Below are 13,955 nucleotides of genomic sequence, written 5' to 3'. Positions count from 1 at the left end.
TAAAAGCCTATGGCTAACAAAGGTTGGGGGATCATCACCACTAGATATTTACCTTTTTCCAAAAAGAAGCCTATACTAAAAAGTAAGAGGCAAAAAGATGATCAAAAAAGAAGTAAAAGTCAGCTTATTATATGAATTAGAAAATCTCCACCATGTCGTGGTTCAGGCAGCTTACGTCGATGGCGAATCCGTTTACGCCTTGCAGCTGCTCCATAAGCAGACTGACATCGCGGTCTACCATGGCAATGCCCGCGGGAAAAAGGTCTACTTTGACCCGCATTTTCCGCATGTCTATCTAACCGACAAGGCGGGTGGCCACACGCAGACTTTTACCTATAGCGGAAGCGACCACAAGTGGTACATTGGCACCAAGCACCAAAAATCCGGCCATACCCTCTGGGACATCCAAATTGCCCGGGTAGACCTGGATGTCGTCCCCATTCAGCATGACTCTAATACCCAGATGGTCCGCCTGTCCCACCTAAACCGGGCGGGGGCGACCTATGGCGATGGAAGCGTCCAATACGAGGGAAAATTGTATGAGCGAATGGAAGCTGCCGTTTCACCAGACCTGCAAACTTTCTTAGTCGCCACGATTGATCTCAATCATGTAGGTCACTTTGCCATCTACGACAATAATTTGATTCAGGAAAAATTGGACGAGGCTGAAGCTAGCCATGCCAATGTCAACATTGAAGACATCCCGTGCCTTGGTGCTTTTACCATCCCGCACTTCAATCAGCATCCCCTCAAATCCATCCAGGGCTACGCCATCGACAACGACGCCAACATCTACGTCTCCAGCCAGCCTAGTCCTAAGCCCGGCCTTTTTGGCCACTATAAACAGCAAAGCCCCCGCGAGATCGTCAAGATTCCTTGGGGTGAAGCTGATAGTAAAAAGTGGTCGGTGGCAGACTTAGATCGCGAAAAAGTCCTTGACCAGTTTGGCTTTGCGACCGAATTTGAAGGAATACAGGTAAGTGAGTCTGGTGACCTTTACCTAACAGTGGCCTACCATGCCAAAGATAATGGTACAACTTTGAAAAATCGGATCTACCGTATTAGCGGTTTATAGAAAAAGCTTCGAAACGTCTTTTGTTTCGAAGCTTTTTTTTCGGCCATGCAGGAGTATTCAAATGTGACTATTCAAAGGCCATTTGGCTGGTGTAGAGTTGATAGTAGAAGCCGTGCTTCTTTAAGAGCTCTTTATGCGGTCCTTGTTCAATCACCTTTCCGTCTTTAAGGACAACGATTTTATCTGAATTCAAAATGGTCTTCAAGCGGTGAGCAATCACGAAGCTGGTTCTGCCAGCGATCATGTTGTCCATGGCCGTTTGAATCTTTTCTTCCGTCACCGTGTCAACGTTACTGGTGGCTTCGTCCAGGATCAAGAAGGCGGGGTCAACCAGCATCGTTCTGGCGATGGACATCAATTGCTTTTGCCCAGTTGAAAAACTGGCCTTGCCGTTTTCGATCTTGGTCTCATACTTGTCAGGGAGAGTCATGATAAAGTCGTGAATCTGCGCTTCCTTGGCTGCCGCGATGACTTCGTCCATGGAAGCGTCCGGCTTGCCATAGCGGATGTTGTCGGCAACCGTGCCGGAGAAGAGAACAGAGTCTTGCAAGACGATGCCGACGTTTTGTCTGAGGCTGGTCAACTGAATGTCTCTAACATCAGTCCCGTCGAAGGTGACCTTGCCAGCAGTCACGTCATAGAAGCGGTTGATCAGGTTCATGATCGTGGTCTTCCCGCTCCCGGTTGGGCCAACAATGGCCACTGAATGGCCCTTAGCGACTTCAATCGAAACATCTTTCAGGATTTGCTTGTCAGGGTTATAGGCGAAGTCGACATCTTCTAAGCGCACAGCCTGGCTGACGCCGGATATCTTTTGGCCATTCTCTACCCGGTTTTCTTCGTCTTGTTTTTCAACATGGGCTAAACGGCGGGCGCCAGTAATTGCCAGCTGGATCATGGAGTAAATGGAAGTGATCTGGGTCAGCGGCTGGAAGTAGGTCCAGGAGTATTCGGTAAAAGTCACGATCATGCCGAGTCCGGCCGCCCGGCTGACTTGTCCGGTCACCATCAAGAAGGCCCCAGCGGAAATGACAATGGCAAAGTTGAGCATGGCAAAGCCGTTTAAGAGGGGGTTCAAGATTCCAGAGTAAAATTGCCCCTTGAACATGGCTTCACGCACCTTGCTGTTTTTTTCTTGAAAACCCGCGATAGAGTCTTGTCGCAGCCCCTGGGTCAGGATCACGTTTTGGCCATTCAGCTGTTCATTGATGTAGGCCGTTAATGACCCGATTTCGTCTTGCTGCTTGTCTAAGTAGACGCGGGCTTTTTTCATGATGATAAAGGAGATCATCAAGATAAATGGCGTCGTTGCCACAACCGCGATCGCCATCTTCCAGTTGAGGACGAACATGAAGGCGATGGTCCCGAAGAAGAGGAAGCCTTGAGAGATGATTTCTGAGAAGGCATTGTTTAGTGCGTTAAAAATGTTGTCGAGGTCTGAGTTAAACAGGGACAGGATCTGCCCGTCTTGGTGGGTGTCAAAGTACTTGATGGTCATTCTTTGCAATTTGCCAAAAAGTCCCTTGCGCATGTCATTGTTGGCGTTGGCATTAAACTTGGTCATCATGATCCAGGCAATAAAGGTTGCCACTGAGTTTAGTACGTAAAAGCCGGACATGAGGGCCAGGACTTCAAAAAAGCCGGACAAAGTGGTATTGCCCTTTGAGGCTGCCTTGATGTAGCTGGTCAAGCTAGAAACAGCTTGTCCTAAAAAGGTTGGGGCGACCACCTGAGCCGCGGCGGCTAAAAGGTAAATGAGGGCCGCGATTACAATTTGTTTTTTGTATTTTTTGAGGTACTTCTTAAAGTAGTTAAAGGCGGTTGCGTTTTCCTGCATTAGAGGTCCTCCTTTCTTTCCTTGGCTTTTTGGGTCTGGTAGATTTCCTGGTAAACCGGTGAGCTCTTAAGCAATTCTTGGTGGGTGCCTTGGGCGACCAGCTTGCCATCATCTAGTACTAAAATTTTGTCAGCGTGCATGACGGAGACGATCTTTTCGGCAATCATGACGACCGTGGTCTTAGACAGTTTTTTCTCCAAGGCTTCTTGGACCAGCTTTTCGCTCTTGGCGTCCAGGGCAGAAGTAGAATCGTCCAAAATCAGGATTGGCGAGTCGGCAATGATCCCTCGGGCAATGGACAGCCGCTGCTTTTGCCCGCCGGAGAAGTTGGCAGACCGCTCTTCGACTTCGTGGTTGAAACTGTCGCCGTAAGTCTGGATAAATTCGCTGGCTTGGGCGATTTGGGCAGCACGCTCAAGTTCATAAGGCGTGGCGTCGGCCTTTCCCTGGCGGAGGTTGTCAGCGATCGTTCCTGAGAAGAGGACCGGCTTTTGCAAAACGTAAGAAACCGTCTTGTGCAGGGCTTCTTCACTGACTTCTTTTAAGTTGGACCCGCCAATTTTGACCTTGCCAGCCGTTGGGTCATAGAGACGGTCGATTAATTGAGCGATAGTGGACTTGCCAGACCCAGTGGCGCCGACAATCCCAATCATCTGACCCGGATCAGCCTTAAAAGAAACATGCTTTAAGACTGGCTGGTCGCCGTCGGGGTAGGTGAAGGAGACATCCCTGAATTCGATGGAGCCAGCTAAGGCATCCTTTGGGGCCTGGTCATTAAAGACCACGTCTGGTTCAGTGTCCATGACTTCCTTGATCCGCTTTAAGGAAACATTCCCGCGGGAGATGGCCATCATGGCCATGCCGACAAAGAGGATGGCAAAGAGCAGGGTCAAGACATAGTTGACATAAGGACTGATGACTGTCACGTCGCCTGGGTGGCTCAAAATAGAGGTCCCAACCAGGTAAACCACCAGGGAAATGGTCAGGTAAGAAACCAGGGTGGCGGCTGGGATGATGATGGAGAACCAGTAGCCGATTCGGATGTTGATCTGGTTTAAGTCGTCAGAGTCTTTGTTAAACTTGCTGATTTCTTGGCCTTCTTGGTTGAAGGACTTGACCACCCGGACCCCTTGGAGAAATTCCCCAGCTCGGCCGGACAGCTTGTCCATGTAGATCTGGAACTTTTCAAAATCGCCGGTCATCTTGCCTAAAACGTAGCTGCCGATCCCTAGGACCAGGACCAGCATGACAAAGACGGCCCACCAGTAGCGAGGCAGAATCACGATCGCCATGACAAAGGAGCCGATCATCATGATCGGCAGGCGCAGCAGCTGCATGAAGATGGTCATCACCATGTTCATGACTTGCTGCATGTCGTTAATCAGGCGGACGCTGAGGGATTCAGAAGAGAATTTCTGAATATTAGCTAGGGAAAAAGTCTGAATCTTGGCGTAGGTGTCTTCTCTTAAATCGCTGACCACGCCCTGGGTAATCCGGGCAGCGTAGAAAACGTTGAAAACGCCGGAAACAATGGCTAAAATCCCCGTTGCCACCAAGAGGCTGGTGTCGCGCAAAACGGCACCTGATTGGCCCACAAGCAGTTCTGCTTGAACCTGCTGGAGCAGGACTGGCTGATAGAGGGTGGTAAAGACGGAGAGGAGGATGGCAATGGCTGCCCCCACCACGTCTTTTTTGTAATTCTTTAAGTAGGGTAGTAGTTGTTTCATTTTTCCTCTCTTTCTAATGGTGACTAGTTGGTACTTTTGGCAATTTCAGTTTGCAAAAGGTCTGCCCACTCACTGATGAGCTGAACGGCCTGCCTGGCTTTGTCCTGGCCGAAGGTAGCAATTACGCGCTCTTCGATCTCAACTAAGGGAGCGATTTTTTCCTTGGCATAGGTCTGCCCCTTGGCCGTCAGTTTGCAAAACTTGACCCGCTTGTCGTCAGGACTGGGAGTCAGGGTTAGGTAGCCGGCGTCCTCAAGTTGGTGCATCCCTTTATTGATGGATTGCTTAGGAATACCGGAGCGGTAAACCAGCTCTTTTTGGGCCATTTGCTTGTGGGTCAAGAGCTCATAAAGAATGATGCTGGTGTATTGGGAAAGCCCGCAGCTTTCATCGTAGTGCTGGTAGGCATGGCTCATCTTGATCGTGGCCAGGTTAGCAAGCTCGGTCAAACTGTCTTCTTTATTATCTGCAAGATTTTTGTCCATGAAAAGTCCCCTTGTGTACTAATTCTTTGACCAGTTTAGTCTCTATGTGGACTATTGTCAAGAGGGATGCTTGTAAAATTGACATGTTATAATGAAAAAGCAACGTAAAAAATAGAAATTAGGAAAAGGTACAAATGAAGCTGTTAAAGAAAATTGGTCAAATTTTGCTGGGCTTGCTGGCAGTTTTAATAGTCGTGGTGGGTGGTTACTACATTTACCTGGCTAGCCATTACTACCGAATTCCAGATAAGCAGAAGCAAGCGATTCACAATAATCAAACGGCAATTTTAAAAGCCGGTAAGACTTACCGGGCAACGACTTATAACGTGGGCTTTGGGGCATACAACCAGAAGTTTTCCTTTTTCATGGATTCTGGGGAACTAAAGGATGGAACTAAGCTTAGAGGGACGCGAGGCACAGCCTTTTCCAAAAAGGCAGTCCTGGCGTCAACCAATGGGGTAATTTCAACCTTGAAAAAGCAGAAGGCAGATTTCATGCTTTTTCAAGAGATTGATACTAATTCAACCCGGTCTTACCATGTAAGTCAGGTGAAAAAGGTGGAGCAGGCTTTTCGGGGTTACGGCAATACTTTTGCATTAAATTTCCATGCGGCCTTTATTGCGCTGCCGCTGAATAACCCGCATGGCACGGTTAGAAGTGGCCTGTTATCCTTAAGCAAGTACCGGATGGCCAGTGCTGTTCGCCGCAAGTACCCGGTATCTAGTGGCCCTATTGAGAAGTTCGTTGACCTGGACCGCTGCTTCACCGTCATGCGCTACCGGGTCGACAATGGGAAAGACCTGATTTTGATCAACTCCCATATGTCAGCCTATGACAAGGGCGGTAAGATGCGAAAAGCGCAAATGAAGTTGCTCTCGAGCGTGATTGAAAAAGAGTACCAGCAGGGCAACTACGTGATTGTGGGTGGCGACTTTAACCATGCACTGGGCAAAGACATGCTGACGCACTTTCAGCATGAAGAAAAGATTCCTAGTTGGGTCTCAGTCTTGAGTGAAAAAATGCTGCCAAAAGGCTTTTCCATGGTTAAAGCTACAAACCGGGAGACTGTGCCTACCTGCCGGGCAACGGACATGGCCTATGATCCCAAAGTCAACTATATGACCATCTGCGATGGCTTTATCGTGTCCAAAAATGCGGAAGCTAAAGCTTTTAATATTAACACCCAGTTTAAGTATGCGGACCACAATCCGGTGAGACTGAGCTTTAAATTAAAATAGTAAAAGTCCAGTACATTTAAATAATAAGAAGTCCAATGCTATCGGTAGCATTGGACTTCTTTACATGTTTGACTAGTTGTCAAGCAAATCTTTTACAGGTTGCAATAACTGTAAAAGTAAACAAAAATATCTCTGGTAATTAATCCTTAATCTGCTATGCTTATAGTAGATTAAGGATTTCGTGAATGGGGAAAATCATGTACTATCAAGATTACCGAGAAAATTTACAGAATATTTTAGACAACATTAAAGGCGACCAAGACTCGTTAAACCTTGGTGCCATTGCGATTATTTCACTTTTAGATATGGCCATGGTCAAAGAAGACGGCGATGACAACGATGAAGAAGATGAGCAAAGTGAAAAAGACGATGAAGGCGCTAACCGTGATAATACTAATGAAAACGATGACGAGGAAATAACAGAAGGGGATGAAGAACCTAAAGAAGACAATGATCAGGATGCAGCAACTGAGACAATTCCAAAATCTGAAGAGAATAAAGAAGAAAAGCTCGAAACTGTAGAAGAAGCAGTTCCAGAAGAATCTGAGTCTGAACCTATTCCTGAAATTAAGACGGTGGAGGATGAATATGGTGTTCCGACAGGTCACCGTGCTGTTATTGTAGAAAGGTCCTTGCAAGGCGTGCGTTTGCACAATGCTAATACCAATGAGTATATTGGCATCTTAAACGAGGAGATCACCCGCCGTTTTAACATCGGCAATGGCTCCCTGATTGAGGTTAACCCGGTAGAAGGCCGCTTTGCTTTTGTCAGAACCTTGCACCAAGTTGATGAGCCAGAAGATAATGATGTGTTCCATTTTGCTGTGGTTAAAAGAGAAAGTGCGGCTAACACCCTGTATGTGGACTCTAATGTCGGCGGCGATAAGCTGAGCGACTACAATCCGACCCAAAATACCTATTTTATTCCGACCGTAGTCAATAAGCTGACGTCAAGCAATGGTTTTGTCAGTGAAGGTGACATCTTGGACCTGGCCTGGAAGGAAGACCGGCCTGAAGAAATCCGGATTCGATGGGTTTACCCAGATACCAATTTGGGTTCCATGCCGTCTCAAAAGATAAAGGAAAAGAAGAAAGAACTAGCGCCAAATGCCACAACGCCAAAGAAGGGCGTGCCGACTCCGAAAAACGTCAAGGAAGAAAAAAATAAAACCAATGAGTCTATGACCAGCATTGCCTATAACTTAAACGGGAAAAAGGTGACGGTGGTGATTGGCAATGAAATCAGAAGTACAGTGGTTAACAGTTTGATTTCCGCACATAATGGCAAGGGGAATGTGATTGATGCCTTTAAGTTCTCCAATGTCGACAAGTTTTATAAAAAGGCTTTGCGGCATACTGACTTGGTCGTGATGGTTCAGAACTTGAATAAGCACGCGACTAGTAAGACCTTGCAAAAGTATGTCAAAAAGTATAAGCTACGCTTTGCCATTGCGGACTCGGCGGGCTTGTCTTCAATTGAACGGGCCATTTACCGAGCATACAAGGGATTGCCCGCATATGAAACGACCAACCAGCCGGTTGAATACCCAATGGCTGAATAATTGAAAACGGTCATATGCTGTAAATCCTAAGTGTTACCACAATAATTACTAAATCAAAAAAGACGCGGCAAAGCCGCGTCCACATAAAACAAAGTTAACAAAATACCATTCCGGAAGCAATATGACAAGTAATCCCCCAGCTAATCCTTCAAATGCTGGTCAAACCAATCAGTGATTTCCTTCAGTCTCCGAATCCGGTGCTTGGGTTGACCGCTGCGAGAAAGCTCATGGTTTTCGCCGTGGAAGAGGCACATTCTTGCTTCCACCCCGTAGTAAAGCAGGGCTCTAAACATCTGCATCCCCTCAGGCAATGGACAACGGTAGTCTTCCAAGGAGTGAATAAAGAGGGTAGGGGTCGTCACGTTTTTCGCATACTTCAAAGGCGACTGCTGCCAAGCATAATCCAGCTTTTCATCCAAATCCTTGGCGTCAATTGCATACAGGTCATCCCAGGGACCAATGTCAGACATAAAGGCATCGCTCAGCCAGTTTGACATGGATCGCTGGGTTGCCGCGGCCTTAAAGCGGTTAGTATGACCGATTACCCAGTTAGTCATATAGCCGCCATATGATCCCCCGGCAATCCCCAACTTGTCCCCATCGATTTGCGGTACCTGTTCCAAAACGGCATCGGTAAATTTCATCAAGTCCGTGTAGTCTTCCTGTCCCCAGTGCCCGCGCATGTTGGCATAATCGTTGCCTTGTCCATCCGACCCATAAATGTTGCCGAAAAAGACAAAGTAGCCAGCGCTAGCCCAAACTTGCATCTCATGGAAAAGCGATGTACCGTATACGGTTTTTGGACCACCGTGAACGTTTAGGATTGCAGGATACTTCTTCTCAGGATCAAAATCCTTCGGATAAAGAACCCAGCCGTGTTGTGTGTTGCCCGCGTAGTCGCTGTAGTCGACCTGATTGGCCTCCGCAACATAGTGATCTTTCAAAGCAGCTTCATTGTAGCTAGAGTGCTTCTCAATCTTGCCGTTTTGATAACTGTAAAGTTGCTGAGTTTCATTACTTGCTGGACCGGTAAACCAGCAAGTGCCGTCAGCGGTGAAATCGAAAAATTCGATTGAAGGGAACTCAAAAAACGGCGTAACTTTTTCGCCGTCAAAGCACTCTAGAATCGTGTGGTCAACCTTGGTGGTCGTGAAATAAAGCCGATCGTTAAAGACCCGGCTAGTGCGCACGTCCAGTAGGCAGAGGTCTGTGTCCACACAGTCGCCGTAGCAATCGTCCCAGGCTGCGGCCAAAGTCAGATCTGCATTTTCGGCATCATATTTGTAGAACTGCGGATTCTCTTCAACGCTGTATCGCTTTTGGTCAGTGGCAACCACATAGAGTTGACCATGCAAGACGCAAACGTCATAGATGACCCACATGTCTTTTGGCAAAAGATTTTTCGTTTCTAAAGTCGTCAGGTCGAGCGCAAATAAGCCAGGCTTGCGGCTCTTAGCTTGGGTATAGCTATCGCCAACAAAGTAAAGAGTATTGTCAAAAAGGTAGTGGTCGTCAAAGTTAAAGTACTTGTCGTCTGGCAAGAGCTCAGTTAATTTGCGGCTGGAAAGATCATACAGGTACAAACGATCCCGGAGCTTAGACAAAACGCCATCCCCGTTGAAGTAGGCGGGGAATTCATCTAAGACAGTGTAGTCTTTTGAATCTTTGTCCTTCTTCTTTTCAGCTTCGTTTAGGTCAACCCGTCTGCTTAGCAGGAGGCGGCCGTCTTCCAGGACATCAACGAGGCTGAAATCTTCGTGATCAAGCTTAGCAATTGCTTGTGCTTCACCGCCATTAAGGCTTAGCTTGTAAATAAAGGTCTTGCCTTTTTCCTTGCTGCGATTGCCAGTGAAGGCTACGGTCTGTTCATCGATGAAGACAAAGTCTTTTTCCTCCCCAAAAGAGGTTAGTGGCAAAACCTGGCCATTTTGATAAGTGTCCAGGGTGTACTTGTACTTATCCTTGTTCACTGCGTCTGGCAAGCCCTTGACCCAGACTAGGCTTTGTCCCTTAGTCTTAAGTTTGCCCAAGTTAGCGTAGTGCAAGAAGTCTTCGATTTTAATTGCTTTCATGAAGTTCCCCTTTTAAATATTAGAAAATAATGGTTAGGCTTAATTTACTATTTAGCTTGGAAAAAAGCAAGCTGAATCTTTTTAGAGGGTTCACTCTCTTATACTCTGTAGTGAAGTAGGGGTGAGCGATTTTAGTGATTTTGCCATCAAAAATAGCAGTCTGATTGAGGAACTTCTGAAGGAAATTGCAAAAAGCACAACAGTATTTTCAGAAAGACTCTTGACAAAAATAAAATCAAGCTTAAAATTAAAGCTATCAACTTAAGAAAAAATTAACTTCGAAAAGGACAGTAGCTTTAGTAAGGTCTGCAGAGAGTTTCCGTTCGGTGAAAGGAAACGGCCAAGCTAAGTCAGCGAAGATCACCTTTGAGTTGAAGCTGCAAAACGAGTGGCTTCAGGGTTCGCCCTTTACAGCGGCAGCGTATCGCGATTAACATCGCCGCACGCGAAGGCTATTCATAGCGAAAATAGGTGGTACCGCGCATCTCAGCGCCCTATTGGACACATCGTCCAGTAGGGCGCTTTTCTTTTTCGAAAAAGTGGAAGAAGAGGACAAGACAATGAAGAAAAAATTACTTACTTTAGGAACAGTTCTAGCAGCAATGACGCTCACGGCTTGTGGTCAGGCCAATGGCTCCAAGGCTAAGACCAGCTTAAACTTGATGGAAAGCGACGTAGTTGCTTCCCTAGATACTTCAGCTACGGCCTCAATTCCCCAATGGGACACCTTGGTCCAAACCATGGCTGGCCTTTACAAATCTGACAAAAATGATAATCCAGTTCCGGCCATGGCTAAGAGCTACAAAAAGTCAAAAGACGGTACGCGATATACTTTTTACCTGAGGAAGGCCAAATGGTCTAACGGCGATCAAGTAACTGCTCAGGACTTCGTGACTGCCTGGCGCAAAGGGGTATCACCAACGGCTATGTCAGGCTACAACTACATCTTCAAGGGGATCAAGAATGCGGCAGCCGTCTCCAGTGGCAAGAAGAAGGCAAGTACTCTAGGGGTCAAGGCACTTGATGCCCACACCTTGCAAGTTGACCTGGAATACCCAATGCCAACCTTTGTGCAAAAGATGGTAATGCCTGCGTTCTACCCGATGGACACCCAGCTGGTGGCAAAATACGGTAAGAAGTATGGCATGACCTCCAAGGCGATGGCCTTTAATGGTGCCTTTAAGGTGACGGGTTGGAAGAATACCGATGAAAAGTGGCACCTGGTCAAGAACAAGTTCTACTACGCAGCTAGTGAGGTTAAGCTCCAAACGATGAACTATCAGGTAGTGAAGGATTCAAACACTGCCCACCAGCTATTTGAACAAGGCAGCTTAGACGATGCGACAGTGACGGGCACGACCGCCCAGGGCCTCCAAAAGTCTAAGAATCTTTACCACCTCTACCGGTCAGGCAATGACTTCTTGAACGTAAACATGGCCAAGGGCAAGACTTTGAGCAATGTAGACCTGCGCCATGCCCTTTACTTGGTTATGGACCGGAATCAATTGGCGAAAAAAGTCCTGGCTGACGGATCAAAGGCTTCTTACACCTTCTCAGCACCTAACGCTGCTAAGTACCCTGGCACCAAGACTGATTTTGCTAAAAAGGCTCAGCCAACAGAAACCTACAATGTGGCTAAGGCTAAAAAATTGTGGGCTAAAGGCTTGAAAGAAGCTGGTTTAAAGAGCGTTACCTTGACTTTGGTTACCTCTGACACCACTACCGACAAAAACGTAGGAGAATTTGTTCAATCTCAAGTTCAAGGCAAATTGTCGAACGTCAAGGTCGAAGTTAAGTCACTGCCATCTAAGTCCTCGATGAACTTAGTAACGACTGGAAAGTATGACCTTTACCTGTCCCTGTGGTTAAACGACTACGCTGACCCAATCAGTGAACTTGAAACCCTGCAGTCCGACAACTCCCACAACTACGGGAAATACGAGAGCACTGCTTTTAACCAACAATTGAACCTGGCTCGGTCCAAGAACGCTACGACTACTAAAGCATACTTTGCCAACCTTTTGGCTGCCCAAAAGCAGATGAACAAGGATTACCCAGTTTTGCCACTTTACACCATGGTTGAAGACCACCTGGTTAAGTCCAACTTGAAGGGCGTGTTATGGCACAAGGTCGGCATGGTTGACTACACCAGAGCCTACTTCAAATAATCGGAAAAAGTAAGCAAAGAAAAATGAGCAAGAAGACTGAAGGAGAAAATCATGGATCAAACTAAGATCGTTACGCTTGAGAATGGCTACCACCTTTTTACCAGAAAGGTCAATGAAGGACCGGTGAAGTTGCTATGTGTCCACGGCGGTCCTGGCGATAACCACGAAGATTTTGAAAACTTTAAAATGGGGTTAGCTGGCAAAGGCGTTGAAGTCTATTCTTATGACCAATTGGGGTCATACTGGTCAGACCAGCCAGATTTTTCTAAGCCAGAAAACCAGAAGTTTTTAAATGTTGAATACTACCTAGATGAATTGGAAGAAGTCAGACAAAAATTGGGTCTGGATAACTTCTACTTGCTGGGACACTCATGGGGTGGACTTTTAGCACAAGAATATGCAGCTAAATACGGTGAACATTTAAAAGGCGTCATTATCGAATCCATGATTGACAACTTAGATGAATACACAGAGAACATCAATCGGGAAAGAGAAGAGATGTTCAGCCCGGCTGAGGTTGACTACATGCATGAGTGCGAGGCAGAGGACAATTACGAGGATGCCATGTACCAGGAAATGGTGAAAAAGCTTTATTCTGTTTACTTGATTCGTCATCCCGAAAATTCTCCCCACCATTTGGTATCAACGACTAATACTCAAATTTACAACTATTTCCAGGGCAATAACGAGTTCATGATGGTTGGCAAGCTGACGGAATGGGATTTTAGAGATCGACTGAAGGAGATCACAGTTCCAACTTTGCTGACGGTAGGGGAATTTGATACGATGCCGCTTGATGCTGTGAGAAGAATGCACAAGACCTTGAAGAATTCCCGGATGGTGGTTACTCCTGATGGCGGGCATTGTCACCATATTGATAATCCTAAGGCATTTTTTGCATCGCTCTATAAGTTTATTGATGATGTAGAAAACGGGAAAATCTAAGAATATATACACTTGCTCCCAAAGAAAGATATTGCAATTTGTAAAAGCTCCAAATTCACTTGACAAAGAGGCGTAAATGGATCAAAACATACTTGTGAGCGATGACATATTGAACTGGGAGAGATAGATATGCGCTTTTCAAAAAATCCAACCACTAACAAGATCCTGTCATGGGTCTTCATGATCGTTTCCATATTCTGCATTCTGTATACGGTGCTGGATGTTTACGGTGATGGTCAAAAAGACAAGGCAATGACGGTCATGGAGAATTCCTTACCTAAACATGGCTACGATGTCGATAGTGAATTAACGCCAATAGATGTTCAAGCCAAGATTAGCTTTCCAACTTACTATTGGAGCACCTTTGTTACCAAGGAAAACCGTAACAAGAATTATGCGGCCATGAAGAAAGCAGGGGTAAAGATCAGCAAAGATGATGCCGATCGGCCTTACTACTACCAAGTCTATGCTAGCAAAAAGGGCCTTTTTAACTGGGAAGTGACGGTTATTGACGCTCGCACTGATAAGCAAAAGACTTATACTACGTCATACAATGGAAAATAGAAAAAGTGGTAGCTAGCCGGGAAGAGCAAATTAAGGCCTTGACCGGTAACATTGACGATGACGTCCTTTTCTTGGACTACCACATCTTGACCAAGGATGGCGAAGTTAAGCCAATCTCTACCGTTAGCCGCTATGTTGAAGATGACTACTACGGCAAGGTCTTCTGCATTTTCATCCTGCCAGATGGCTTGATTATCGATCCGGAAGCAGATAAAAGAAAAAGTGAAATTTGATAAAGAAAAACTCTGATTTGATGTGACCCCCAAAATTGGGACAATTTAG

General features: G+C 46.3%; 11 protein-coding genes and 1 other annotated feature. Of the genes, 7 read left to right on the top strand and 4 right to left on the bottom strand.

Annotated elements, in window-relative coordinates:
- The first annotated feature begins 97 nt into the window (after positions 1–97).
- Positions 98–1,075, top strand: a complete 978-nt coding sequence (locus tag FC20_RS07630; RefSeq protein WP_008462025.1) for a class III bacteriocin — start codon at positions 98–100, stop codon at positions 1,073–1,075.
- 67 nt (positions 1,076–1,142) lie between these two features.
- Here the strand turns inward: FC20_RS07630 and FC20_RS07625 are convergent, their stop codons facing one another.
- Genes FC20_RS07625 through FC20_RS07615 form a run of 3 tightly spaced genes read right to left on the bottom strand, consistent with a single transcriptional unit; the run spans position 1,143 to position 5,124 of the window.
- On the bottom strand, positions 1,143–2,912 hold the full coding sequence (locus FC20_RS07625) for an ABC transporter ATP-binding protein (protein ID WP_008462023.1): 1,770 nt from the start codon (positions 2,910–2,912) through the stop codon (positions 1,143–1,145).
- The gene (locus tag FC20_RS07620; RefSeq protein ID WP_008462021.1) at positions 2,912–4,639 is read right to left on the bottom strand and encodes an ABC transporter ATP-binding protein; all 1,728 of its coding nucleotides are present in this window, start codon (positions 4,637–4,639) and stop codon (positions 2,912–2,914) included. Before FC20_RS07620 ends, FC20_RS07625 begins: the two co-directional genes overlap by 1 nt.
- Positions 4,640–4,662: 23 nt before the next feature.
- Positions 4,663–5,124, bottom strand: a complete 462-nt coding sequence (locus FC20_RS07615) for a MarR family winged helix-turn-helix transcriptional regulator (protein WP_008462019.1) — start codon at positions 5,122–5,124, stop codon at positions 4,663–4,665.
- A gap of 134 nt (positions 5,125–5,258) precedes the next feature.
- On the opposite strand from FC20_RS07615, the gene FC20_RS07610 reads away from it, so the two are divergent.
- Positions 5,259–6,362 (top strand): endonuclease/exonuclease/phosphatase family protein, encoded by a 1,104-nt coding sequence (locus tag FC20_RS07610; RefSeq protein WP_008462018.1) that lies wholly within the window; start codon positions 5,259–5,261, stop codon positions 6,360–6,362.
- Positions 6,363–6,559: 197 nt separating this feature from the next.
- Positions 6,560–7,924, top strand: coding sequence for a DUF2325 domain-containing protein (locus tag FC20_RS07605; RefSeq protein WP_008462015.1), 1,365 nt, complete (start codon positions 6,560–6,562; stop codon positions 7,922–7,924).
- Positions 7,925–8,064: 140 nt separating this feature from the next.
- Here FC20_RS07605 and FC20_RS07600 read toward each other — a convergent pair whose 3' ends face one another.
- Positions 8,065–9,996: an alpha/beta hydrolase family protein gene (locus tag FC20_RS07600; RefSeq protein WP_008462013.1), complete on the bottom strand. Its 1,932-nt coding sequence runs from the start codon at positions 9,994–9,996 to the stop codon at positions 8,065–8,067.
- 269 nt (positions 9,997–10,265) lie between these two features.
- Positions 10,266–10,496 (top strand) — a binding site (T-box leader).
- Between the two features lie 60 nt (positions 10,497–10,556).
- Between FC20_RS07600 and FC20_RS07595 the strand changes: the two genes are divergently transcribed.
- The 4 genes from FC20_RS07595 (at position 10,557) to FC20_RS07580 (ending at position 13,906) form a co-directional block, all read left to right on the top strand.
- Positions 10,557–12,164, top strand: a complete 1,608-nt coding sequence (locus tag FC20_RS07595; RefSeq protein WP_008462011.1) for a peptide ABC transporter substrate-binding protein — start codon at positions 10,557–10,559, stop codon at positions 12,162–12,164.
- A 51-nt stretch (positions 12,165–12,215) separates the two neighbouring features.
- Positions 12,216–13,109, top strand: a complete 894-nt coding sequence (locus tag FC20_RS07590) for a proline-specific peptidase family protein (protein ID WP_008462010.1) — start codon at positions 12,216–12,218, stop codon at positions 13,107–13,109.
- A 129-nt stretch (positions 13,110–13,238) separates the two neighbouring features.
- Positions 13,239–13,673, top strand: a complete 435-nt coding sequence (locus FC20_RS07585) for a glutathione S-transferase family protein (RefSeq protein ID WP_008462009.1) — start codon at positions 13,239–13,241, stop codon at positions 13,671–13,673.
- 5 nt (positions 13,674–13,678) lie between these two features.
- Positions 13,679–13,906 (top strand): hypothetical protein, encoded by a 228-nt coding sequence (locus tag FC20_RS07580; protein ID WP_008462008.1) that lies wholly within the window; start codon positions 13,679–13,681, stop codon positions 13,904–13,906.
- Positions 13,907–13,955 lie beyond the last annotated feature (49 nt).

It is taken from the genome of Lactobacillus equicursoris DSM 19284 = JCM 14600 = CIP 110162 (assembly GCF_001434815.1).
Taxonomy (GTDB): domain Bacteria; phylum Bacillota; class Bacilli; order Lactobacillales; family Lactobacillaceae; genus Lactobacillus; species Lactobacillus equicursoris.
Note: the sequence above shows the minus strand (reverse complement) of the source record. Positions and strands in the feature narration are given on the sequence as shown.

What these genes read in the sequence shown, in the direction of transcription:
- FC20_RS07630 (WP_008462025.1), top strand. Translation starts at nt 98, where the DNA reads ATGATCAAAAAAGAAGTAAAAGTCAGCTTATTATATGAATTAGAAAAT.
- FC20_RS07625 (WP_008462023.1), bottom strand. Translation starts at nt 2,912, where the DNA reads ATGCAGGAAAACGCAACCGCCTTTAACTACTTTAAGAAGTACCTCAAA.
- FC20_RS07620 (WP_008462021.1), bottom strand. Translation starts at nt 4,639, where the DNA reads ATGAAACAACTACTACCCTACTTAAAGAATTACAAAAAAGACGTGGTG.
- FC20_RS07615 (WP_008462019.1), bottom strand. Translation starts at nt 5,124, where the DNA reads ATGGACAAAAATCTTGCAGATAATAAAGAAGACAGTTTGACCGAGCTT.
- FC20_RS07610 (WP_008462018.1), top strand. Translation starts at nt 5,259, where the DNA reads ATGAAGCTGTTAAAGAAAATTGGTCAAATTTTGCTGGGCTTGCTGGCA.
- FC20_RS07605 (WP_008462015.1), top strand. Translation starts at nt 6,560, where the DNA reads ATGTACTATCAAGATTACCGAGAAAATTTACAGAATATTTTAGACAAC.
- FC20_RS07600 (WP_008462013.1), bottom strand. Translation starts at nt 9,996, where the DNA reads ATGAAAGCAATTAAAATCGAAGACTTCTTGCACTACGCTAACTTGGGC.
- FC20_RS07595 (WP_008462011.1), top strand. Translation starts at nt 10,557, where the DNA reads ATGAAGAAAAAATTACTTACTTTAGGAACAGTTCTAGCAGCAATGACG.
- FC20_RS07590 (WP_008462010.1), top strand. Translation starts at nt 12,216, where the DNA reads ATGGATCAAACTAAGATCGTTACGCTTGAGAATGGCTACCACCTTTTT.
- FC20_RS07585 (WP_008462009.1), top strand. Translation starts at nt 13,239, where the DNA reads ATGCGCTTTTCAAAAAATCCAACCACTAACAAGATCCTGTCATGGGTC.